Genomic DNA, 25,428 nt, shown 5'->3' with positions numbered 1-25,428 from the left:
TTGTATCTTGAAGCTTCTAAACCGTTCAATCATGAAAAGACGCAACTTTCTTCTAGCACCCATGGTGCTCGTAACTGCTCCCACATGGGCAAATACAGTTCAATCGGATGAGGCTATCGAGTCCAGCACCATTGTACACGTTGTCAATTTTTGGCTAAAAAAAGATCTCAGTGAAAAAGAAAAAAAGAATTTTGTTGGATTTTTTGAGGACCTTCGAAAAATCGACGTCATCAAAACGCTTAATTATGGCGTTCCGGCGCAGACAAACCTGAGACCTGTCGTAGACAACAGCTTTGACTATACCATAATTGTGACATTCAAAGATCTTAACGATATTACTATCTACGAAACGCATCCAATCCATTTAAAAGCCATTGAAAAATATCAGCACCTTTGGACGAAAGTCATGGTCAAAGATACTTCGATTATTAAATAAGACCACGTGCCTTAATTTCAAGGTATTTATTAATGGAATTGATAGTTAGATTTTCTGGTGCAGTGTAAATGGTCTGAAACCCATGACGGATAAGCTCTTGTACGATTAGCTGCTTCTCATAGATGAACTTTTCAGCAATGATTTGATTATAGATGTCTATCGTTTTTTTCGGTGCACTTTTGGCTAAATCCTCCACCTCGACATTTTTAAAAACGACAACAACTATAATATGACTTCTATTGAGCATCGATAGATAATTCATCTGACGCCTCAAGGAGTCTAAGGTCTCAAAATTTGTATAAACAAAAATAAGCGAACGTTTATTAATATGTGCATTGGCATAACTATATAATTTTCCGAATTCCGATTCTTCAAATTTGGTCGACACCTGATAGAGCGTCTCTGAAATTTTAAGCATCTGATTATTTCTTTTCTCAGCTGGTACAAATGCGTTTATATCCTTTGAAAAGGTCAATAATCCTGCACGGTCTTGCTTCAATAGGGTTGCATTCGAAAGCACTAGCGCAGCATTGATGGAGTAATCCAACAAGGTCAGGTCGTTGAAGGGCATGCGCATCGCCCTCCCGAGATCTATAAAAGAATAGATGGGCTGTGATTTCTCTTCTTCATATTGGTTGACCATCAACTTTTTGACTTTTGCAGATGCCTTCCAGTTCATATGCCGATAGTCATCCCCCTGTACATATTCTCTAACATGGTCAAATTCCATAGCCGAACCAATCCGTCGAATACGCTTTATCCCCAGTTCATTCAACCGATTACTTGTTGCCAAAAGCTGGTATTTTCGGAGTTGAATATAAGATGGATAACAGGGTATTTCCTGTTCTTGATTGGTAACAAACCTTCTTTTGAAAAATCCAAAACGCTGAACCAAAGCCATACAACGACCAAACTGATAAACACCCCTTTGTGTGGGTCGCAAGGAAAACGAAATTTCCGAGCGCTGAAAGGCCAGCAAACTTGTCGCAAAATCTTTATCCCGAATTTGAAGCTGTACCGGAAACTCCTCCAAAATATCCACTTTTGTCCCAAACGGGTAAAAAGAATTCACAAACAGACGCATCGGGTTTTCATCGCCATTGGATAATTTTTCAGGATATACCCTTGTGACCTCAATTCGCCCCTTTCCTGAGAACAAGACAATAAAATCAAAAGCCAAAACAGCCAACCATATCCAAAAAACAATCCAAGCCACAATCAACAATCCTTTAACGAAAAAAGAAAATGTAAAGAGTGTTGCTACACCTAATAGGGTGTAGAAGAATTGATTTGTTAGAAAAAGCTGCCTTAATTTATTCATTATCTTGGAATTTCTACAGAATTAATGATTTGGTCGATGACATAAGCGGTTGTAAATCCTTCCATTTCCCTTTCTGGAGTCAACATGACACGGTGGCCCAGTACAGCAGATGCCACCCTCCGAATATCCTCAGGAGTAACAAAGTCTCGGCCTGTCAACGCAGCTGAGGCCTTTGCTGATTCCAACAAAGCAATAGAAGCCCGCGGTGATGCCCCAAGTGTCAAACTTGGATTAGTTCGTGTCTTTATAATAACTTGAGCAATGTAAGTTAACAACTCCTCGTGAACAAAGATAGATTTGATCAATTTCTGGAATCCTAAAATTTCTGCGGCCGAAACTACAGCCTGAACCTGATCCTCTTTATTCTCTGCTTTTTGGGCATGGTGCTCCTTTAATATTTCCAGTTCCTGTTCAAGCTCAGGATAATTCACATTGATCTTAAACAAGAAACGATCGAGCTGAGCTTCCGGCAATCGATAGGTGCCTTCGTGTTCGATGGGGTTTTGTGTCGCAAAAACAACAAACGGTCCTGGCAATCGATAGGTCGTTCCATCGACCGACACTTGTTGCTCCGCCATACTTTCAAAAAGTGCGGCTTGTGTCTTTGCCGGAGCACGATTGATTTCATCGATTAAAACAATATTTGCAAAAATAGGTCCCCGACGAAATTCAAATTCATTACTTTTCAAATCGAGTATCGACGATCCCGTTACATCCGAAGGCATTAAATCCGGTGTAAATTGAATCCGCTTGAATTCACTGTGAATCGTTTTGGCAATCAATTTTGCGGATAATGTTTTCGCCACCCCGGGCAAGCCCTCGATCAAAGAGTGCCCTGAGGCCAAGATCGAGATTAAGAGCATGTCAATCAATTGATCCTGCCCAACGATGACTTTTTTCACCTCCGACTTTACCTGTGCCATTTTATCGAATAAAACCGAGACATCTATTCGGTTTTCAAAAGATATATATTTATCGAAGTCACTCATATCATTTTTGCTTTATGTTTAAACTCTTCTATTGTATCGTTAATCATTTTGAGATCAGCCACATCATGTTGTTTAGCATCTTGCATGCGAACAATCAGCCGGATTAATGACTGTGTCTCTACGAGCGGAACTCCAGCCCGCTCCGCCAGTTCCTCACTGAACTCTTCTTCCCGCAACATCAGCGTGTCCAAATGAAACCGCATCCGAAGATCGTGCAGGAAGTAATCTATTTTTTTTGCAACCATATTACCTGGTGCGCCATTTTCATAATATAAAGTAGCAATGGTTCCACAAAAGTCCTTCGAGAGATTCGGTTCTGGGCTCACGACCGCCACAGCCCGCTGCTCACGTCTACTTCGAAACACAAGCAAAAGGACTAGCCCCGCCAACAAAACATACCAAGCTTGCCGAAGACCATCATTCATAAGCAATACACGCAAAGGTGTCCGATATTGCTCCAGATTCGCTTTAAAATCATACCAAGCGATCGGCTTATCATTTAGATAAGATAATGACTTAGCAACATAGGTATATTGCGAAGCGGAATTCAGCAAGTAATAGTTTCCAAATAAATCAGGGGTCAGGTGCAGATAGAATGTCCCTTTACCAAATTGAACCGCTATGAAGTTCGGTAACGTAAATTCCTTATAGGTAATCGCACCCAAAATGGTCGCATTTTTAGGAAGTTTTTTGAATACTTCGCCAAGATCTGATTTACTGTAATGAATTTTATTGTTATCGTTCATCAACCGCACACGCAGTTGGCTTTTTATATTCACACCTTTTTTAAAACCATAGAAGTTATCTGTTTTCAAACCGAGGGAATCCAACAGATAAGGATCAATATCCTCGGCTACAATCATTGCTTTCCCACCCCGGTTTACATAATCCAGTAATTTATCTTCCGCGGCTTCACCCATTGAAAAATAGGAGGTGTAAAAAAATAAGTTAGCGTCGGTTTTCTTTGTACTGTCCAAATATTCATACAATGGTCGCTCAATCGTTGTGTTCTTTTGATCAATGATATGCTTTAGTTCTTGACGTAGCACATAAGCGCCAAAAGGATTTTTATCTTTTGCATCAAAAGTCCGATCCCAGATAATAGGTTTCTTACTTGTTGCATCGATAAGAGCTATTAGCACTAACACAACAGTCAATAATATCAATCCAAATTTTACCGATCCCTTCATTTAATCTGTTTTTGATATTGGTGAAACAATTGCTGATATTGACTAAAATTGTCCTCTGTTAATTCAAATTGACCAAACCAGACGTAATCAAATATTCTTGTACATTCCGCAAATCCACGACGGAGCTCCTCGTTTTGAATCTCTTGTGTAAATTCAGCGTTCGTTTTGCTCAGCTTCCATTTGATATGATCGGATTGCGCTAGTTTCTGAATATTCAATAGCTGTAAGTACCGGATACCCAATGCATAATTCCTTTGGGCGATAGCCTCCTGAATATAAGGCTCCAGGTTGCTATTCATCAGGTTTCGCTCCACATAGGCTAAAACGTCAAGTTCACTCTCCTCTTCACTATGTTTAATAAAATATTGTTTTCTGTTGTAGAGCACTTTATAAAGGATAAACGCTAATGCAATAACAGCTAAAAAAGCAAATACATAACCAAACTCTTCCCGAAATTTATACGGATTATCTGGCATGATACTTCCAATCCAATCCGCGAGCCGCGCAAGGATGCGCTGTAATACGCCTACGCGATCTTTAATATTTTCTGAATAAACAAAATCATCGGTCTCGTAACGTTTGATGATATCCTGATAAGGATCCATTTTAAATGAACGTTCTTCGGTATATTTGGGGATTGAATCAAATAATGTGGGATCCCACAGGTCAATTTCATCTTTTTCCTGTTGGCCATTAGGAGCTTTTACGGCTATTGAGTCAATAGCGACAGAATCTGTTCCCACCAAGGTCGAATCTATTCTCACATTGAGCGAATCGATTCTATCACTATTGGAATCCGTATCCCTTGGTTTTGGATCACAAGCATAAAAAATGGATAATAAGGCGATACCAAAAAAAACGAAGAGTCTATTCATCTTTTCCTCCTATCTTTTCGATCATGCCATAAATACGTTCTCCAAATTTGAGGTCCTTGGCCGTTTCATAAATAATACCATTGGCCAAAACCCCAGACATATACAGAAAAAGGGTAAATAACGTGATAAATAAGCCTCCCAATGTCATCAGCAGTTTTCCCCAGGATGAATCAAAAAAGGCGGCATCTATACCTAAGAAGTTGAATGATAAAAGCCCCATGATAATCAAAGGAACTATGGAAATCATCATGACCGCCATTTGAAAAATAAAATTCACGATATAGGTCGCGATACCATATTGAATCAATTTTTTGCTCAGCATCACATAGGCATCTGTAAAACAGCTCCCTAGATCCGAATAACCTTCCCGATAAAATAAAAATGAGCAAAATAACCAAATGCCGACCATAGACCCCAAAATACCGATCGCAAAACTCCCGACGAAAGGGATAAAAGCACAAATTGCAGCGACGATGGCCAGGGGAATAAAGACGACAATTAACGCCAATATCATGGCAATTAAAAACATAAAGTATTTCCCGAGGTTTGATCGGAAATTCTTCAGCACCTCCGCGCCCGAAAATGCTGTACTTTTGCGCTCTTTGAGCAGTAAAAAATATTCGATAGAAATACCATAAACGTAAAGCCCCAAAGCTACCAGCGCCAAAATGAGTAATCCAGCCCAAGTAAAAGCATCGATATCCTCAAAAGAATCACTGTTGGCCGAAAAAGTGATTTTTGTAGAAAGAAAATAGTAAACTAAAGCAATCCCTGCTAGAGGTACCGCAGATAAACCAAAAATAGTAGAAACAAAGTGTCTATAGATCAATTTAAAAAGATCTATGAAACTTTGAACAAAGTCCCCTACCTTCCGTTCTTTTTGAAACTCAAAATCTATTTCCATTGAAATCGTTTTGCTAGTCGATAAGGATTAATAACATAAAAATAAAGGATAGCCAGTAAGGATAAAACGATAATCAATAAGCATAACCAAATTGACACATTATAATACCGTGTTACAAAACCTTCCAATGTACCAGCGATAATAAAAAAAGGAATTGTGCTGACGAGAACTTTCATCGCAATCTTTGCTGTGCGGACAAAAGATGTCAAACGTGTAAACGATTTGGGAAATAGAATGCTATTACCGATGGCCAACCCGCATCCTCCAGCCACAATAATTACCGAAATCTCAATAGTGCCATGAATCCAAATCGCTGACATGGCTTTCCCCATCACGCCATATTGGAAAAACATATGGTGAAATGCACCAAGCATAATACCATTGCTAAACAAAACGTAACCTGTTCCTACACTGAAAAATAGTCCAGCAGCAAAGGCCATAAAAGCAACCCGCACATTATTAATCGTAATCCAAATTGCCGACCCAAAGTTACTTCCCTTTCCATATACCGCAGCAGGATCACCTGCTTTTATGCTTTCTATCGTCGAATCGACATAGTAGTCACCTAAAATAAGCCGAATAAAATCCATATCGTATACAGATGACAAAAAACCAATGACCGAAGCCAAAACAAAAATTAAGAATGAATACAGCAAGGGTCGGCGAATTGACCAAATCGCCTGCGGTATCTCTTCATTGATAAAAGATTTAAACTTATTATTGGAAGCTTTCTGATCTTTATAGATTTTCTGATGGACGGTTACGGCCAGTTCGTTCAGATAAGCCTTTACCTTACTTTCAGGATAAAAGGTTTGTGCATACGCCAGATCATTTGTGAGCTCAATATAATTTGAGGCCAATTCATCTGGATCAACCTGCATATTAATTGATAAATTATTTTCAATTAACGTCCATTTTTCTTTATTTCGTTCTACAAAGGATGCTTCTCTCATTAATTTTTTTAACTGGCATAACCAAATATAGGAAATATCCATGATTGAAAAGCACAAATTAGAGCTAAAATAACCTAGATATGCTATATTACATTAAATTCAACTAATTTGCATATGAATAAGCTTGAGATAAATACGGCACAAAATGTAAAAATCGAATATAATCTTGCCAGTCTTGGCTCAAGAATGATCGCATTTGCAATAGATTATTTTATTATAGTCTGTTATTATTTCTTTTGCTTCTTTCTCTTGGACAGCATAAACATGAACGCAGGAGATCCCTATCTTTTTTATGGCGTTATGATGGCATTGACCCTACCCGCGTTTTTTTACACATTGATTACCGAAACCGCCTTTGGTGGTCAGACAGTAGGTAAGAAAATCATGAAAATAAAGGTCGTCAAGCTTGACGGCTCACGTGCCAACTTCTATCAATACTTGTCCAGATGGAGTCTATCTATTGTAGATATCTGGATGACGATGGGTGGTGTCGCCATTACGTCGATCGTTTTATCCAAAAATGGACAACGCATTGGAGATATTGCTGGTGAAACTTCTGTTATCAGTCTCAAACCTACCTTAAAATTGAGCGACACAATTTACGAAGAGACATTCGACAACCACCCTATCCTATTTCCACAAGTGATTAAATTGAGCGACAAGGATGCTAATTCGGTCAAAGAGATCTATCAAACAGCTTTTGACAGAAGAGATGTAGGAATTTTAACTGCCTTAGTACAACGGTTGGAAACAGTGATGGAGGTTAAACATCCGGAAAAAATGACCCCCAATGATTTTGTCCTGCAAGTCATGAAAGATCATTACAGCATGTTTAAGGATAAGTAGTTTTTAAGCCCATAATTGATTCGGCATTTTCTCGGTTAAAAAACGGATATCGATCGGAGCTCGTTCGGTGTTTCTTCGCTTGCAACCGAAGAAGTACCGAACGAGCTCCGAACAAGCACCGAAGAAGCACCGAGTAATCTCCGAAAATGATCCCTACGTCTTATCTAATTTTTACAGGGAATTCTTGATGTGATTTCGATTTTTCGTTCATAAAAAATGCCCTCAAAAAGTCGGACACTTTTTGAGGGCACTGCAAAATAATTCCTTTTTTATACTGAATATTTTGTTACGCGGTCACTGATGCTGCGGAAGTCTGAACTTGACGGTCGACCTTCTTAACCAATCCCTGCAATACATTTCCTGGACCAACTTCTACAAAAGCTGTTGCACCATCGGCCAACATATTTTGTACTGTCTGCGTCCACCGTACAGCGCCAGTTAATTGCGCAATAAGATTTTCCTTGATAACCGCTGGATCTGTCTGTGGTTTGGCATCTATATTTTGATAAATCGGACAGCGAGGCGACAAAATGTTTACAGCTTCGATAGCCGCTTGCAATTCGACTTTGGCAGATTCCATCAATGGTGAGTGAAATGCTCCACCCACGTTTAATTTTAATGCGCGCTTAGCACCGGCCTCGGTCAGCAAAGCACAAGCTTTGTCCACACCTTCAATAGATCCCGAAATAACCAATTGCCCAGGACAGTTATAATTTGCAGCTACCACGACATCATCAACCTGAGCACAGATATCTTCCACTATAGCATCTTCCAGTCCTAATATCGCAGCCATCGTTGAAGGTTGAAGCTCACATGCTTTTTGCATCGCATTGGCGCGTTGTGCAACCAATTTCAAGCCATCTTCAAAGCTCAATGCACCGGCTGCTACCAAAGCTGAAAACTCACCTAAAGAGTGACCTGCAACCATGTCAGGTTGAAAAGACTCTCCCAAGGCTTTCGCCAAAATAACCGAATGCAAGAAAATAGCAGGTTGGGTTACTTTCGTTTGTTTCAATTCCTCATCTGTACCGGAAAACATGATATCCGTGATGCGAAATCCTAAAATATCGTTAGCCTGTTCGAACAAGGCTTTCGTTTCATCATTTAAATTATACAGGTCTTGCCCCATTCCAACAAATTGGGCCCCTTGACCAGGAAATACATATGCTGTTTTCATCCCTTATATTTTTTATTCATTTATTTGTCTGCTACCATAGGTATTGAATCTGCCTTCGGCAGTCAATGGTTGAGAAGAACGAATTCCCGTAAGCGCAAACTTAGATAAATTGCTTTTTATATGCAATATAAATTCATGTCAGCCAGCTATTATTCCCATCGTCGGCCCATCGATCCAATACCATTCATCTCCTCTTAAGGAATAATGTAGGGCCTTAAATTCAATCTTCGGGAACAAAACTAAGCGACAACATCTTCTTCGGATCAAATACATCTTGTGCTATTTCCAGCAGCCCTATATTCGTCAAATCCTGAATTTTTTCAATTACTTCGTCCAATAAGATGACACGATCATAGTCCATTACGTTTTTCGCGGCAGAGATAATCATACTCATACGGTTCTCTTCGGTCAAAGCAATCTGCCCAATAAATTTCTGCTTCGCCTTTTTTACTGCAGTTTCAGATAGCGGTTGCTCGCTCAGCTTCGCAAGTTCTTTAAAGACGAGTTTTTTAGCTTTTTCAACTTTTTCTTCATCGGTACCGAGGTAAATACTAAATAACCCTGTATCCGAAAAAATAGTATAATTAGATTCAATGGTATAGGCTATTCCGTATTTCTCCCGTATGGAGAGATTCAGGATAGACCCCATCCCCATTCCACCAAGCATATTATTCAAAAGCAGCAGCCCCGTCTTACGGTCATCTCGATAATTATAAGCTAAAGAACCGAGCATATAATGCACCTGATTGATCGGCTTGCCTACGGCAACATGCTGTTCAACAAGTGGTCTGACGTCATTGCGGAGACGTGCTATCGTATTTGAAGGCACGGTCCCAAATACTTTGTGCAACAATCGCTCAACTTCTTTTAGCGTATAATTGCCCGTGATACCAATGACCATTTCATTTGTATCATAATTTGCCCGCATAAAATCGACAATATCACCCTTTTGCAGTGCAAGAAGCTGATCTTCCAGACCCAAAATATTATGCCCTAAACCCGATCCCTGAAAAACCAGATCTTCAAAATCGTCCACAATAGACTCTTCCGGGCTATCCAGATAAGATGCCATTTCATCTACAATGACAGATTTTTCTTTATCCAATTCTATATCGGGGAAAGTGGAATGAAAGAAGATATCTTCAAAAAGATCTAACGCACGATTTAAATAAGGCTGAAGAATAGAGGCATGTACACAGGTATACTCTTTCGTCGTATAAGCATTTAAATCTCCGCCAACGGATTCCAAATGATTTATAATCTGTTGTGTAGAGCGTCTTTCAGTACGCTTAAATAAAAGGTGCTCAATAAAATGAGCTACACCATATTTTCCAGCAGACTCGTCCCGAGACCCCGCGTTGATGACCATGCAGACATGTGTAACCGGTAAATTTTGATATTGAAATACTACGCGTATTCCGTTTGAAAGTCTAATAATTTCGTATTCCATGCAGTACAAACTTGCTGTAGCTTCTTTTAATAAAATCTTACATTTCTTGCCACCTTGCCCAATTTTCAGATCGTATTGGGCATGAAGTGATCACAAAACTAGGCATTTTTAAATGCAAAACGGTCATAGCGAAATCACTATGACCGTTTTTATATCCTATAGGAATCAGATTACATACGCGGAGGTCTCATTCCGCCCGGAAATCTATTCTCTCCTTCTGGATTTCCCATCGCAAATTTTTGGAATTTATAGGTAAACAGAATCATAAAATATCGACCCAAACGGTTGGTACGGCTATCTGTAATCATAGACTCACTCACCGTTCTTGACACATTCGTTTGTTGATTTAACAAGTCAAATGCTTGTAGACGTACAGTACCGCGTTGTTGACTCAAGAACTTCTGCTCCAAGTAGGTATTTATGACGAAAGGATTTGCGTTAATACCGGCTCCATAACCACTGTTGAATTGTTTGGATAGATCCGCTCCGAAAATGGTTGTTTTTGTTATGTTAACAGAGCCAATCAATGTTGGTGTCCAAGAAGAAACATTCGTCGTACGATTTGTCAATGAATTCTCTGTATGATTAAATTGGTAGCGTACCCCCGGATTGATTTCTAGGTTTTCCGAAGGGTTATATCTAAACATCAAACCTTGATTTAATACAATATTCCGGGCGATATTCTTTTGACCTACGTTATCATCTTTCTCTGTGGAAACATATCCAATATTTTTATTGTAAGACACACCACCCATTAACATAATATTATATGTTTTTTCTTTCAGTGATTTACCATAATGATAGAAAGAACTTACATTAAATGGCTTATCGCTTGTTTCATTCAAATAGCGGGTTTCAGAAACTAACGTTGAATTTGTTTGGCCAGTTTGATAATCCATTAAATCATCAAAATAGCTTTTGCTCAAGCTCACAATCTTGTTGTTAGTCAAACCGGCATTAACGAACGCAAAGAAGTTGTTTCCCTTTTGAAAATCATTCTTACGGAATCTTACATTCAATTGATGGCTAAACTCCGGATTCAGATTAGCGTTACCGATCACAATGCTCGTCCGGTTTGTACTCATATCAAACGGCAAGATCTGCGTTACTGAAGGCTCATTCGGTGTTCCCGAATAATTCACAGAGATATTCGACTGGCGGGAGAACTTATACTCAAAACGCGCAATAGGCATCCAGTTCATATTGTTGCGATGAATTGGAACCACTAATCCTGAACTGATCGCATCACCTCTTAATTGAGAAGGCTGAGCCGCAGCTCCAATAGAATAGGTTATTTTATCACCACTATACAAATAGTCTGCCCCGATTTTATGTGTTGTGAAGGAATAATCATAATTATAATCAAAATTCAACTTGGGATCTTCTGCAATTAAGTTTCCATCGCGATCAAACCCTTGTTGTTTGTTCGAATTGTCATACTTGTTTTTGTTGAAATCATAGGTAAATTCCACTTTTCCTTTCTCGGAAACAGGTTCAGTATAATTCACCGAAGCGCCCCCATTCCAACTTTTATTATTTGCTTCTAGAATCGTTTTTTCATAGATCGAATCTAGTGGAGCGTTTGCATTATTGGGATCAGCCAATAGCCTATCTAAAATTGCATTCTGATCCTTCGTTGTTTTTGCATTATTGAAGTTCATGTTTACAAAAACATTCCTTCCTTTATCATTAAATTTATGGTTGTACAATCCGCTAATCCCAAATCTCGGTGCAGTGGAATTGGCAACAATATCTTGCGCCTGAGAATTATTAAATACACTACTACGATACGTGAGCGAATTCGTACCTGTCGTTGCATCGCTCTTGTCGTAGCCAAACTGAGGCGATATTTTGATATAATCTTTCGTTGTAGGCTTCCATTCGACATTTGCTTCGAAACGATGGCTATCACCAACCGTGTTCGAATTGGATGTCACACTGTCCGTCTGCATTATATTAGGCAGTGTATTTTCCTGAAAACGTTGGGATAGTGTTGTATTGTTGCTATGGCTAAAACTATAGCTACCGTAAACAGTCAGTTTATCATTAAAGTCTTTGCGGTAATTCAGTCCTATGGAACCAATTTTTGTCAAACCGTCCGAGCCACCAAACATACCACCACCTCGGCGGCCGCCACCACCCTGGCCACGGCGGGCGCCACCACCTACAGTACTAAAATCGAATAAGGGGGCATTGGTATTGTTCAAATTCCCCAGCACCGAAATTTGTTCACCTTCACGCATCCCCATCCACATACCGGTAGCCTGATAGCGATCTTCTGTTCCCACGCCAGCCCGTAGGGTAGTCATATGCCCAGTATTGTATTTGGGATCTATCTGAATATTCAACACCTTTTCCGAATCACCGTTTTTATTGCCAGTGACATTGGCCATATCACCATAATCATCGATGACCTGCATCTTTTGGATAATATTTGCAGGTAAATTTTGGGTAGCTGTCTTTACATCTCCACCAAAAAAGTCCTTACCATTAATACGAACCCGCTTTACGGATTCACCTTGTGCTGTAACGTTACCATCTTTATCCACTTCGACTCCCTGTAACTTTTTCAACGCGTCTTCCGCAACGGCGCCATCGCGGAGCTTTAGATCTTTCATGGTATATTCCAGGGTATCACTTTTAACAACGACAGTAGGTACTCCATCAACCACAACTTCCTGCAGCATCTGTGAATTCTGTTGTAAAGTTAAACTTGGAATTATATATTTTGACTCGCCTTTAGGAATACTAAATTCCTTTTCAAAGCGCTCGAAGCCTAAGTTTGAAACGGTAATTTTAAAGGTATCGGATTTGATCTTATCAAAGATAAAAATCCCCGCCATATTGGATCCTGTAGTCATGGAATCCAACTTTGATGTCAACTTCACCGTTGCACCGGCGACAATTCGATTCTTGTCATCTTTCAAGATTCCCTGCACGCTCTTCGTCTGGCCATAAACGGTCCATCCCATCAGCATACTAAACAAAAAAAGCATAAAGCCTCTCATAACACGTATTTTTATATTTCTATAATTGATAAATCTTCGACACTAAAATTATTGCTCAAGTTTAATGTTGAAACCATATGGCCTACACCAGAACAAACTTTTGTTTTGCCAATGAAAATTACTTCAGCATTAATAGTTCAGTGCTCTAAATCTTTACAAAAGAAGACATTATTAGTGTTAATTAATGTAAATGGCCAATATTCACACAGAAGTTACAATAGATTAGTGTAAATTTATTTGTATTTTCGGCTATTTTAAGGGCGGAACATGCTATTATCATATTATCAGGAGCAGTGGATAGAGGCCGGCTGTGACGAAGCGGGAAGAGGTTGTCTGGCAGGACCAGTTTTCGCTGCAGCAGTGATTTTCCCGACAGACTATCATCACCAACTTCTTAATGACTCCAAACAACTAAGTGAAAAAAAAAGGATGGCTTTACGCCCCATCATTGAGCGCGAAGCCCTTGCTTATGCCGTTGCGAGCGTCTCAGCAGAAGAAATAGATCGCATAAATATCCACAATGCGAGCTACCTGGCGATGCACAAGGCACTTGATCTCTTAAAGACCAAAGCCGAGTATATTATTGTTGACGGGAATAAGTTTATTCCTTACCAAAAGATACCTTATTCATGTATTGTGAAGGGCGACGGGAAATATCTATCGATTGCCGCAGCTTCGATTCTGGCTAAAACGTACCGGGATGAATATATGGATAACATCGCTTTAGATTATCCCGATTACGACTGGCTCAACAACAAAGGGTATCCGACAGTTAAGCACAGAACAGCTGTATTGGCGCACGGCTCCACTCCACATCATAGAAAAAGCTTTAGAATAACCGATCCGCAGCTCAAATTATTCTAAAGCTCTAAAATGCTTCGAAAAGAAACAGCTTTAAGCCGCTGTTTCTTTTTTATTCCCTCTAAAGGAGAAATATATCGCCGCTCCTATTCCCAGTACAAGAACAATAGACGAGATTAATGTCAATAAATTACCCATTTTGTGCGATTCAGGATCAAAGATAAATTCTACCTTATGTGTACCTGCTGGCAACTGCAGTGCTCTTAGGATATAATCCGCACGGATAATTGGCGTTTCCTTTCCATCCACATAGGCTTTCCATCCTTTATCATAAAATACTTCAGAAAACACAGCAAAGGCATCATTGGCAGCCGTATATTCATATTGCATTTTATCCGGATGGTAAGATGTCAACTTAATCTCGCCTGATGTCGACGCATTCGAAGTCTTCGCTTTTACTTCATTTTGATATTGCTGGTTGACAAAAGCTTCTTTATGCGGATCAAACGAGCTGATAGCCTGCATCTCCTCGGCATTTCCTTTCACAAAACTTACCCGATCCACAAACCAGGCATTTCCTGCCGCGGTACTTCTCCGCACAATACGCTGTGATTGATTTTGAGGATCTGTTGTAATCAGGTAACGCACATTAAACATATCCAACACATCTTCATTGAGGGCACCATTAAATTGATTTTCCAAAATTTCCTGGAAGCGCATTAATTTTGCCGCATGGTATCCTCCTAGGGATTTATGGAAGTAGGATGGACGGGCATCCGAAAACGGATCTGAAGTCAAGTCTAGTACGCGGTAGCTTGGATCTTTATCCATTAAGATCAATTGATCCACTTCACGTTGCTGGAATACTTGCTGTGCTGTAGCCCCTTTCTCCATAAAAGATTTGTCATTCAAAAATCGCTTATCTACACTCCATAAATCAAACAAGAATAAGACCAGCAATGTTCCCAGTAATACACCTTCGCTCAGTTTCTTCTTTAAAAAGACCCAAACAAATCCAAAAGTTAGTAGAACGATGACAAAGGAACGATAGGCATCTTTGCTTGCGATATCTTTACGATCCAGAACCAACTGGTTTGCCAACTCCGTCGCAAAGGTCTTATCGCCTATCTGGTGCTCAAAAGTTGCTACTAAATTGCTATGCTCCGCATTCCTAAAACTTAAAAAGAGATCGGGCATCACGCCAATAAGCAGACAGACGCCACCGACACCAATAAAAGTATACAGCACTTTTTTATCTAAGTTTGGAATCTCCTTCGCCCGTGTCAAAAGCTCGTTGACAGCCAAAATTGCCATCATAGGTACTGTAATGGAAACCAAAACAAGAATGGATTCAACAGCCCTAAACTTATTGTACATTGGGAAATAGTCAAAGAACAGATCTGATACAAGTGTAAAGTTTTTTCCAAATGACAACAGTAATGCTAAAATGGTTGTTGCCAAAATCCACCACTTGAAGCGGTCCTTGACAATAACAAGGCCTAAAACAAATAGGAAGAAAACTCCGGCCCCAAAATACCATGGTCCCGAAGTAAAACGTTTGTCGCCCCAATAGGTTGGCATGCCTTGTGCCATCTGACCAGCTTGAATCTCCGACGCACCTCCTCGTTCCATTAGGAATTTAGCGACGTGTGATTTTTCGTCCAATTGTCCGCCAGTTGAACCACCATAGGCATTTGGAATCAAAAAGGTAATGGTTTCACCAATCCCTTGGCTCCACTCATAGGCATATTCTTTATCAAGCCCTTTCTCTTTGCTGTTGTTATTATCAACCTTCGTAATATTGGCATGTCCACGCGTACTTAATTTACTATATTCCCAAGTTGGTAATAAAATTGATGCATTTACCATCAAAGCGATGACCACTGCGATAATCTGCCTACCCGATGCAATAAAAAAACCTTTTAATTGTTTTTGTTTAATTGCATCTACGAAAGTGAAAATCACGTATACCATCAGGACTATCAACAGGTAATAGGTTGTTTGCAAGTGATTTACACGAATTTCCAGCGAAAGAAACAAGGCTAATAACACAGGCCCCCACAATTTACTTCCCCGATAACACATAATAACCGCAGCAATAACGGGTGGAATAAATGCAATTGCATTAGCCCTTGTTATGTGCCCAGCTTCAATATAAATAAAATTATAGGATGTAAACGCAATGGCTATTGCACCAATTGCTGCCAGCCAGGGTTTGATCCGTAAGACACTGAAAAGAAAATAAGCACCCAACAAATAAAACAGCACCGTATCCATTGGGCTCGGAAAGGCGAACTTAACCGCTTTTAAGAAATAAGTACCAATGTTATTCTCATTTTCTTGCCAAATTTGATAAGTCGGCATCCCGCCAAACATAGAGTTAGTCCATAAGGGCGCTTTACCATCCTTTGCCTTAAAATCAAATAATTCCTTCTGTGCCGCCTGCGCTTGTACCACATCCGACTGCGCCAGTGTTTTTCCTTGCCAAACAGGGGTAAAATAAAAAAATACGAGCGCAATAAATATCGCAATAACGATCAAATGTGCTGAATTCGCCTTAAACCAATTTTTCATCCGTATAAATTTGTCATTTTAAGGTGATGAATATATCTAATTTATTCAACTTACCAAATAATCGTTCATCCATAACTTGCCTTTCGTTGTATTTATGAACACATTACACGCGGTTTGATAAAACTCGATGATTTCATTTACCTTCTTAGGTTGTTTAAAAGTCTTAAAAGCCAAACTTAGATAAATTTGTTTTTATATACAATTATAATTATCGCTCAGTGTCCTGTTAACAGAAAGTTTATAATAGGTATTAAATACGATCGATCCATGTCACGTCTTTTAAGCATTAAAAAAGCCCTAATGTTATTTAGGACTTTAGGTAATTAAGATTTCATTTTTACGGCCGTTCCCGTTGCGCCCACCATCATCATTCCTCCTGTTCCCACCGTTTGAAAGTCCAGTCGAACCCCAACGACCGCATCAGCACCCAAGGCGCGTGCACGGTCTTCAAGTTCACGCAGCGCTGCTTCACGTGTTTCTTGGAATGCGCGTTCATAAGAGTTGGATCTTCCGCCAAAAAAATCGCGAAAACCCGCCATCATATCCTTGATTGCATTCGCTCCCAGAACCACTTCGGAAGAGACTATTCCCAAATAGCGTTCAATTTGGTGTCCCTCAATAGTACCTGTTGTTGTCAATAGCATAATTTATTCTCCTTTTTGAATTAACTTATTAATATTGGATAGCTCACCAAAGACAACCAAAATATCTCCCTCTTCCATGATCGTTTCTGATGCAGCAATTCCTGAAGCTTCCTTTTGTTCTTTGGTCACACCATCCTTTTTCGTTTCTGTAATTTTCACGGTGGTGAGTACAATTACCTTATACAAATTCGTCAGGTTCGCCTCACGCAACGTCATACCAACGTATCGAGCAGGGACTTTTGTCTCTACAATAGAATATTTATCCGAAACCTTAAACGAATCGACAATATCAATATTGTCCAAGCGCATCGCCAATCGCTCAGCGGCTTCTTCTTCGGGCATGATATATTCATTGATTTCCATGGCTTCCAAAACAGTCTTTTGTAAATCTGAAACGATACGGCCAATGATACGTTTGACCTTCAACTGTTTTAAGAGGGCTACGGTCATGAGCGAGGCTCCCTCATCTTCCCCGATCGCAACAATGACTGCATGTGCATCTTTAAGCGGTAACGATGAAACCGCTTCTCGGTCTGTTGTATCCAGACATACCGTGTGCGTTATCTTGTCTTTCAATTGTTCGACGATGCCAAGATTTCGGTCAGCACCGATTACCTCATGCCCGAGCTCAGTGAGATGTACCCCTAGAGAACGTCCAAAATGCCCCAATCCTAAAACAATATACTTCATATCTCAAACTAAAATAAATTTACTTTTATTTCCAAGCTCTCTTTCGATTTATATATTCATATTTCTTTGATAAGGCCATCAAAAGGTAGTCAATACGCTTGTCGGTCTAACTAAAACAGGATCTTTTCTTCTGGAAATACAATATTTCTACGTGTTGTATTTTTTATAAAAGCGACCAGCAAAGTCAACATCCCTACTCGCCCAACCAGCATCGTTAGGGCAATAATCAATTTTCCGCCCATACTGAGTGATGGTGTAATCCCCAAACTCAATCCACATGTTGTATACGCTGATAACGATTCAAAGAGGAGTGCTTTCATGCTCTTATCCGGATCTGTAAAAATGAGCACAAAAAAACTGAACCCAACGACGAATAGTGACAACAAAATAATCGCAAAAGCCTTGTTAACAGATTCGCCGGCAATCCTCCTTTTAAAAATCTCAATAAATTCTTTTCCTTTAGCCAAAGAAACAATATTCAGCAGTGAAACAGCAACGGTGGTTACCTTTACTCCCCCACCAGTAGATCCGGGAGAAGCCCCGACCCACATCAGCAGCATAATCAAAAAAACAGTCGGTGGCCCGACAAAACTCAAATCAACACTATTGTATCCTGCTGAACGCGCTGCATTGGCCATAAAGAAGGAAGTTGCCCATTCACCATCGATTCCCCTTTCAAGAGAAAGGGTGTTCCCTCGCTCCAAAAAGTAGAAAAACAAAGTTGCACCTACAATAATAATCGCATTACAGACCAGCACCAATTTAGAATTAAAGCTAAAGCTCCATGCTTTATGCTTATAGTTTTTCTTTGTGATCCATCGGTGATAATAAAGCAATATGGATTCTTTAATATAGGTGTAGAAATTCAATACAATTCCAAACCCCAAACCACCAAGAATGAAAAGCGAAGATAACGCCAGCTGGAATGGATAATTGAATTTATAGGCTTCATTGGTAATACCCCCAGATAAGATCGAAAATCCAGCATTACAGAATGAAGAAATGGAATGAAAGATCGAAAAGAAAACCATACTCCCTAAATTTGGAAAATTAGCACTTTCTAAGGTACTAAAGATCAGTATAGCTCCAAGAAATTCAAACAGCAGCGTAATAAATATCATGGTCAATAGGGTTTTAATGACAGAGGCCACTTTATTTTCACCCAGAATTTCACCAAACATCAATTGATTCTTAAAAGAAAATCCGCCAGAGAAAAAATAGCCAAAAAAACCTGTAAATGTCATAATACCCAATCCGCCAACCTGTATCAAAACAATGACCACGGTTTGTCCGAACATGCTAAAATTGGTTGAAATATCGGCAACAGACAAGCCAGTGATACAAACAGCACTAGTTGCCATAAATAAAGCATCCACAAAACTTAACGGAGCTTCTACCGTGGTACGGGGCAGCATCAAGAGTACGGTTCCGAGCAAGATAAGAACCAGGAAACTGATGACAAATAATATTGTCGGATTAAAATAAAAATTGTCAAAGAAAAGCGTACCTTTCGATAGCTCCGCGATAAAAATAAGATAGATTCCTAGATAAACCCACTGTTCTCTTGAAAAAACAGAAAGCGCTCCAAATCCTGCAAAACGGGCAATAAGGATAAATACAAAGTAGATGAGGATAACTAAGCCCGAGTAATGCTCAACAGCAATTTTTTTGAGTGCATAAATGGAAGATGACTCGCGGAGAGCAATCATGAAAAAGAGGACAAAGAAAAGATAATGAATTGTTTTACCAAGCAATTTCCCCAATGCAGGATCAGTAACATAGCCCACATTAAAAATAACGATTGCGGCGCAAATCATGCTCACATAGAACATGATTTTGTCTACAAGCCCATTTTTATATTTGAAAACAAACCGGATAAAACTTAAAATCGAATCTATCATAATGTCTCAAACTAAGATAAATCTGTCAATAAATGCAAATCTATCTCCGTTGTATTTTTTGGCGCGCTAACGAAGCCGGCAATGAGGTTTTATAAATACAGTACATCACTTCCTCTACAATTTCTAAAAAATATCGGCAACGGCACCAAACGGGAACCTTTCCACGTGAAACGGATCCTCAATTTCCCGTTCCTTCTTTCTCAAGTTCCTTTTCAGCTTTTTCACGGTCACGCTTCCGCTTCTCTTCAATCTTTGCCGCCTCTTTGGCCTCATCTTCTTTTTCTTCCTTCAGCAACTCCTCAGGAGTTTTGTGTTTCTTAAATATACTTGAAATCATTTTCTTGGCCTTGCTGATGCCCTCAACGACTTTTTCAACTTTTCCAGCCGTATTCATCAGTTTAGCCTCCCGTTCTGGACCAAGGCCGACACATTGTTTAATTCCAACCAACAAAGTCTGCCACATCGCTTTAAAAAACGGATGATTGGGATCCCGACGCTTGTTAATATGCCCCACCGTATATTTACCGTATAAATCCGGATTGCCCGGATTAAACAACACCTGATTAATCATAAAAGACAGCAGCCCCTTTTTTTCTCGACGACCATCATCACCTGGCTCCGACAGGATATTAACTTTGAGGTCATCATAATCCATTTTAAAGGTTCCTTTACTACGGTAATCGTTAGCCCATATGTCAAATGTAATCTGACTGAGATTGCCCGATTTAACCTCAACATTTAACAATGGCCGGATCATCTTATTAACGACCGTTAGATCCATTTTCCCAAGTGTGCCCTTGTAGGTATAGGCCCCAACTTTAGAGGTCATATCAAAAACAAAATTGGTAGAAAGCTTGCCCGCATTCATAAAATTGCTGCTCAAATTTGCACGCATGAGCTTCTGCTTAAGCAATTTTGTCGAATCATTTGTCACATTCAATATCGTACCATACGTGTGATCAAAAGTAATGGTACCGATTTGACTATACTCATCACTCATTTCAGCATACGTAATTCCTATATTATCTAAAATTAATGAATCAATTCCCAAGCGTGTCGACATCTGCATTAATTTCATGTGCGGAGCATTTCCAATCTGACTGGTTGGTGGGCTTTTATAATGTTTATCACTATAAATCGAAAGAGAACCATTTTTTAAGCGTGCATTTTGTGCATATATTTTCTTATCACGAGAAAGCTCGGCAAAATTGAATCCCGTCAAAAGCAGGGTATCCATTTTCAGCACCATATAGCTTCCACCTTCACCTTTCTTCCGGTAATAAGCAGCCTTATTCAGCGTCGGCTGATAAGCAACTTTAGTCAAGAGGACATTGCGGTTTTTACTATTGATTTTCAACTGATCAAAGTTTACTTTATAAAACCCATCCGGAGTTTTATAGGTAAAACCAGGCACCTCAATATCAATCATTTTCGTATGATAAAAGCGCTGCCTGTCGTGCTCAGAAGTTGAATCGATCAAAACATCATCTATCCGGACCTTGACCTTCTTGACCTCGAAATCTTGATAAACCCCTTTTTGGACTTGCGTATATTTAAAATCGATGTCATTCAAATTGACGGCCCGCACCTGAATTTTTTTCAGATTGTCCTTTATTTTCTCGTACAGTGGTTTTTTAGATCCCCGACTCACCGTATCATTATAACGGTGTACCTCATTAATGACATGAATCGTTGGTCTTTCGACGGTGATATCATTCAGGAAAAGCTCCTTATCCATCAATACCCTTCGAATACCAAAGCTTTTTATTTTCAACCTATTGATGGAAATTTCGAAACGGTTATCTGGCGCTTTTTTGACCAGCTCCAACTTTTTATAGATGGAACTATCTGACACGAGATGCAGATTGTCTATTGTTATATTACCCAATAATAGGTTGACGTGGATATCGTCGTATGTAATAGTATACAAATTGTCCGTTGCTTGGGACACCAGCTGTTTGATTTTAGTATCTAAAAGAGGCTTCCACTTATTGCTAAAATACCAAATACCTCCAGCCAATGCCAATAGGATAAACGCTACAATACCAAGGATCCATTTGAAAATAGGCTTCATAAAGTCACAATCTCTTTGTAATTTCGTCTTTATTTTATTGAATAACAAACAAAATTAAGCCCATTTTGTTTGAATTACGACTAAATAAAGTGAATATGCTGCGTAAAACACAACTATTTTTATTTCTTGTACCGCTCTCTCTACTTTTTTTAAGTTCCTGCACCAAAACAAAGCATGAAACAGGCTTCTATTTTTGGAAGACAGTATTCCAGTTAGACACCGTAGAAAGCCGCTCTTTAAAGGAAATTGATGCGAAATCTATCTATGTCCGCATTATGGATATTGATTTCGATCCATCTGGTGTACAAGCCGTCCCTATTAGCCCCATTACGTTTTCGCAACCTGTCCCCAAAGAACAGCAGCTGATTCCTGTAGTATTTGTCAACCAACGTATTTTTGTGGAAATGGATAGCCTGCAAATCAGAGGACTGGCAAATAAAATTGTTCCGTTTGTGACGGCTAAAATACAACAAGCAGGAAAGGAAAAATTTACCGAACTCCAACTGGACTGCGATTGGACAAAGACATCCCGTGATAAATTTTTCTACCTGCTCACCTATTTACAACAATTGCCGGCCTTAAAAGATGTTGTCGTGAGCTCTACTCTGCGGCTACACCAGGTCAAAAACACAGTCACCAGCGGAATTCCGCCTGTGAAAAAAGCGATGTTAATGTGTTACAACATGGGAAATCTCAGACAATTTGGCAATCAAAACTCCATTTTAAATCAACAGGACCTCAAGACCTATCTAAGCGGAACATTACGCAACTATCCCATGGAAATGGATATTGCATTACCGCTATTTCAGTGGTTTGTCGTTTTCAGAAATAATAATTACATCGGTATTTCAAAACATATCAATGAAGAAGATCTCAAAAACTCGTCATTGTTTACCCATAACCCCAATACGAACCTCTATATTTTAACGAAAGATCTCCCAAAAGCAAACCTTAAAAAGGGAGATGTTATACGTTTTGAATCCATCAATCAGGAGGAACTCTTACAAACGGCAAAATTTTTGAAGGGAGAGCTGAAAGGAAAAGAACACCGGATTATTTTTTATCATTTAGATCAAGCTACACTAGCAAACCATGGCAATGCCGAATTACAAAAAATTATTGCTACTTTCTAGCACTACATTAGCTTTCTTCTTTGGGGAGATTGCAACCAATATCGCCTGTGGTCCTGAAGTGGATCCTTACGACAATCAAACGACATATTATCTCCCCAATCTGGAGGACAATGGATTTTCTGCCTTTCAATTTATCCCCTACCAATTTCTTTATACGGAAGAAGCTCCAGTCAAAGAAAGTTTAATCAATTCCGAAACTTGGGTGAAGCACCTCGGTTCCCAGGTCAAGGTTAAGGATGTCGAGCAATTGATGTACAACAGCAACGCTGCAACCGCTAATTTAGCGAGCAATCAACAAAAGTCGACTTGGATCAACCTGCCAGATTCCATTAAAGGAAATACGTTCTTAAGCACATTGATTGACGGAAAACATGAAGCTGAACGCGCTTATTTTATGTTCACCAAAAAGCAGGAACCCATCACGAATATTCAACATAACTATTGGGATCCGGATACCCGAAATTTCAAAGAAATCACACAATTAGCTGAACTCGCCGAACAGCAGATCCCCAAGTACCCCAAAAATAGCTTTCTCTATATCCGCTATGCTTATCAAGCTGCCCGTTTATATCTATTTGGGCAGGAATACGCCAAGAGCATGACGATTTATGAAAAGTACCTGCAATCTGCTAAGGGAGACGAAGCTATCCTCAATTGGGCACTATCCAACTATGCGGGGGCTGTCCGCAAAAATGGTGATCCTGCAAGGGCAGCTTATCTCTTTTCTAAATTATTCACTGCCAGTCCAGAAAGGCGCATCCTCGCTTATGCTAATTTCCATTATATCACTGCCAGTGATGCTGAGATATTTCAATATGCAAAAAATGATGCGGATCGGTTCAATATCAATGCTATCATAGGCTTTGGCACAAGTGACTATGCCCTGAAATATCTGAGCGACTGCTATCAGCTCGATCCTGCCAACACCGTAAATGCCGTACTATTGGGACGCGAAGTCAATAAGATAGAAACAGAAATGAACGAGTCTTTTTACCTCAGTAGCGATAATTATAATTACTACAGTAAAAATGACGATAAAAGAAAGGTTAAACTACATCTGGATTCTCTTCGCAATTTTGCCCTAAAACTTTATCGCGACAAAAAATATGTTCAACCCCAATTGGGTCTTATTACTGCCGCCTACCTAAGCTGGATGAATAAGGAAAATACGTTAGCAAAAAAATACCTTTCCGAAATAAAAGAGACTGACCTCAGTCCAAAATTGATTGATCAGCTTCAAATTACCCGATTACTTACGCAATTAACTGACTGGCAAAGCAGTAAACAACTAGATGAAGTTCAATTGACCAAAACGCTATCTTGGTTAGAAGAAAAAGCAAAACTTGATGGTAAAGAAGATATCCGCAAGCAAAATTGGGGATATAGTGCTTTTGAATATAGCAACTATAGTTTAATCTGCCGGAATATTCTACAAAATCTTGTCGTAAAACATTATTTGAATACACAAGATACCGCCATGGCTAGTTTAGCAGCTGTAAAGGCGGATGCCTTTTACAACTATGGCTTTGTGAAAGACTCACTGGAAGATAATATGCAGTGGACAACAATGCACTTTTGGGAAAATAGCCTTACACCTAAAACGCTGTTAAAAATAAGAAATTTACTGTCGGACAATTCCCAACAGAATACCCTATCTAAATTCTTATTGAAGGATATCAAACATTTCAATAAAGATTATCTCACGGAATTATTGGGTACAACCTACCTGCGCGAACTGGATTTCCAAAAAGCAGCAAAAACTTTAGCGGGACTTCCTAAAGACCATAAAATAAAAGAAATTAAAAACTGGTACGATGCGGATGAAAGCGATATTACACCGAATCCATTTATTGTAACGATAAATGATTACCCTAAAAAATATGGTAAAGAGTCCACCACTAAGCTAAAATATGCTGAACGGATGGCACGCTTGGAAAATGCCATAAAAACGGAAAAGAACAACCAGAAAAAAGCCGATTATTATTTCCAAATGGCCACAGGTATTTATCAGACTAGTACCTATGGAAATGCTTGGTCCCTGGTGTCCTATGACTGGTCGTCCACCGACAACCACGCCGCTTCGACACTTCACTGGCAACGAAATTATCTACAGACAAAATCAGCAAAAGAATGGTACAGCAAAGCGCGTACGCTGAGCACAGACAAAGAGTTCAAAGCGAAATGTACCTTTATGCTTGCCAAATGTGAGCAGAAAGATTTTGTCTATACCAATGAATCGCGTTGGCAATACTATGATTCGCCATTAAAGAATCCTTTCTATCGTTTTTCGATGCAAAATAAATACTTCAAAGAATTGAGTACACAATATAAGGATACGCCTTTCTTTACAATCGCTTCGCGGGAGTGTACCTATCTCCGTGATTTTCTAAATTTAACACAAGCGATACATTAAGGGCTTCATCCTATCTCGTTTTACAAAAAATAGCGCCTTCTTGATGTAA

General features: G+C 39.5%; 19 protein-coding genes. 5 read left to right on the top strand and 14 right to left on the bottom strand.

Annotated features, from left to right (window positions below; translation table 11 throughout):
• Positions 1 to 31: 31 nt before the first annotated feature.
• Positions 32 to 436 (top strand): Dabb family protein, encoded by a 405-nt coding sequence (locus AACH28_RS16760; RefSeq protein ID WP_341831051.1) that lies wholly within the window; start codon positions 32 to 34, stop codon positions 434 to 436.
• On the opposite strand, the gene AACH28_RS16755 is transcribed toward AACH28_RS16760, so the two are convergent.
• Genes AACH28_RS16755 through AACH28_RS16730 form a run of 6 tightly spaced genes read right to left on the bottom strand, consistent with a single transcriptional unit; the run spans position 429 to position 6,668 of the window.
• On the bottom strand, positions 429 to 1,757 hold the full coding sequence (locus AACH28_RS16755) for a DUF58 domain-containing protein (protein WP_341831050.1): 1,329 nt from the start codon (positions 1,755 to 1,757) through the stop codon (positions 429 to 431). The two genes, AACH28_RS16760 and AACH28_RS16755, sit on opposite strands and share 8 nt — an antisense overlap.
• Positions 1,757 to 2,746 (bottom strand): MoxR family ATPase, encoded by a 990-nt coding sequence (locus AACH28_RS16750; RefSeq protein WP_341831049.1) that lies wholly within the window; start codon positions 2,744 to 2,746, stop codon positions 1,757 to 1,759. Before AACH28_RS16750 ends, AACH28_RS16755 begins: the two co-directional genes overlap by 1 nt.
• Positions 2,743 to 3,936: a DUF4350 domain-containing protein gene (locus tag AACH28_RS16745; RefSeq protein WP_341831048.1), complete on the bottom strand. Its 1,194-nt coding sequence runs from the start codon at positions 3,934 to 3,936 to the stop codon at positions 2,743 to 2,745. The genes AACH28_RS16750 and AACH28_RS16745 overlap by 4 nt, the downstream gene beginning before the upstream one ends.
• Positions 3,933 to 4,811, bottom strand: coding sequence for a DUF4129 domain-containing protein (locus tag AACH28_RS16740; RefSeq protein ID WP_341831047.1), 879 nt, complete (start codon positions 4,809 to 4,811; stop codon positions 3,933 to 3,935). Before AACH28_RS16740 ends, AACH28_RS16745 begins: the two co-directional genes overlap by 4 nt.
• Positions 4,804 to 5,715 (bottom strand): ABC transporter permease, encoded by a 912-nt coding sequence (locus tag AACH28_RS16735; protein ID WP_286849147.1) that lies wholly within the window; start codon positions 5,713 to 5,715, stop codon positions 4,804 to 4,806. The genes AACH28_RS16740 and AACH28_RS16735 overlap by 8 nt, the downstream gene beginning before the upstream one ends.
• Positions 5,706 to 6,668, bottom strand: coding sequence for a stage II sporulation protein M (locus AACH28_RS16730; RefSeq protein ID WP_341831046.1), 963 nt, complete (start codon positions 6,666 to 6,668; stop codon positions 5,706 to 5,708). The genes AACH28_RS16735 and AACH28_RS16730 overlap by 10 nt, the downstream gene beginning before the upstream one ends.
• Positions 6,669 to 6,782: 114 nt before the next feature.
• On the opposite strand from AACH28_RS16730, the gene AACH28_RS16725 reads away from it, so the two are divergent.
• On the top strand, positions 6,783 to 7,514 hold the full coding sequence (locus tag AACH28_RS16725) for an RDD family protein (RefSeq protein ID WP_341831045.1): 732 nt from the start codon (positions 6,783 to 6,785) through the stop codon (positions 7,512 to 7,514).
• Positions 7,515 to 7,800: 286 nt separating this feature from the next.
• Here the strand turns inward: AACH28_RS16725 and fabD are convergent, their stop codons facing one another.
• The 3 genes from fabD to AACH28_RS16710 all read right to left on the bottom strand — a co-directional run bounded on the left by fabD (position 7,801) and on the right by AACH28_RS16710 (position 13,149).
• Positions 7,801 to 8,691: an ACP S-malonyltransferase gene (gene fabD, locus AACH28_RS16720; protein ID WP_341831044.1), complete on the bottom strand. Its 891-nt coding sequence runs from the start codon at positions 8,689 to 8,691 to the stop codon at positions 7,801 to 7,803.
• A gap of 220 nt (positions 8,692 to 8,911) precedes the next feature.
• Entirely contained in the window at positions 8,912 to 10,141 is a 1,230-nt protein-coding gene (locus AACH28_RS16715) for a pitrilysin family protein (RefSeq protein ID WP_341831043.1), read from the bottom strand.
• A 170-nt stretch (positions 10,142 to 10,311) separates the two neighbouring features.
• Complete coding sequence (locus AACH28_RS16710; protein ID WP_341831042.1) at positions 10,312 to 13,149, bottom strand: outer membrane beta-barrel protein; 2,838 nt, start codon at positions 13,147 to 13,149, stop codon at positions 10,312 to 10,314.
• Positions 13,150 to 13,416: 267 nt separating this feature from the next.
• On the opposite strand from AACH28_RS16710, the gene AACH28_RS16705 reads away from it, so the two are divergent.
• Complete coding sequence (locus AACH28_RS16705) at positions 13,417 to 14,013, top strand: ribonuclease HII (RefSeq protein WP_341831041.1); 597 nt, start codon at positions 13,417 to 13,419, stop codon at positions 14,011 to 14,013.
• Between the two features lie 30 nt (positions 14,014 to 14,043).
• Here the strand turns inward: AACH28_RS16705 and AACH28_RS16700 are convergent, their stop codons facing one another.
• From AACH28_RS16700 to AACH28_RS16680, 5 genes are all read right to left on the bottom strand, one after another.
• A complete protein-coding gene (locus AACH28_RS16700; RefSeq protein WP_341831040.1) occupies positions 14,044 to 16,524 on the bottom strand; it encodes a YfhO family protein in 2,481 nt (826 codons plus the stop codon).
• A gap of 323 nt (positions 16,525 to 16,847) precedes the next feature.
• Positions 16,848 to 17,168, bottom strand: a complete 321-nt coding sequence (locus AACH28_RS16695; protein WP_088163334.1) for a YbjQ family protein — start codon at positions 17,166 to 17,168, stop codon at positions 16,848 to 16,850.
• A 3-nt stretch (positions 17,169 to 17,171) separates the two neighbouring features.
• Positions 17,172 to 17,858: a TrkA family potassium uptake protein gene (locus AACH28_RS16690; RefSeq protein WP_341831039.1), complete on the bottom strand. Its 687-nt coding sequence runs from the start codon at positions 17,856 to 17,858 to the stop codon at positions 17,172 to 17,174.
• 110 nt (positions 17,859 to 17,968) lie between these two features.
• Positions 17,969 to 19,759, bottom strand: coding sequence for a potassium transporter TrkG (locus tag AACH28_RS16685; RefSeq protein WP_341831038.1), 1,791 nt, complete (start codon positions 19,757 to 19,759; stop codon positions 17,969 to 17,971).
• 178 nt (positions 19,760 to 19,937) lie between these two features.
• Entirely contained in the window at positions 19,938 to 21,833 is a 1,896-nt protein-coding gene (locus tag AACH28_RS16680) for a hypothetical protein (RefSeq protein ID WP_145330954.1), read from the bottom strand.
• A 95-nt stretch (positions 21,834 to 21,928) separates the two neighbouring features.
• Between AACH28_RS16680 and AACH28_RS16675 the strand changes: the two genes are divergently transcribed.
• Complete coding sequence (locus AACH28_RS16675) at positions 21,929 to 22,966, top strand: hypothetical protein (protein WP_088163336.1); 1,038 nt, start codon at positions 21,929 to 21,931, stop codon at positions 22,964 to 22,966.
• Positions 22,926 to 25,379 carry a hypothetical protein gene (locus tag AACH28_RS16670; protein ID WP_341831037.1) on the top strand — a complete coding sequence of 818 codons (2,454 nt, stop codon included), beginning with the start codon at positions 22,926 to 22,928 and terminating at the stop codon, positions 25,377 to 25,379. Before AACH28_RS16675 ends, AACH28_RS16670 begins: the two co-directional genes overlap by 41 nt.
• Positions 25,380 to 25,428 lie beyond the last annotated feature (49 nt).

Origin of the sequence: Sphingobacterium thalpophilum (genome assembly GCF_038396785.1) — a bacterium.
GTDB classification, from domain to species: domain Bacteria; phylum Bacteroidota; class Bacteroidia; order Sphingobacteriales; family Sphingobacteriaceae; genus Sphingobacterium; species Sphingobacterium thalpophilum_A.
Note: the sequence above shows the minus strand (reverse complement) of the source record. Positions and strands in the feature narration are given on the sequence as shown.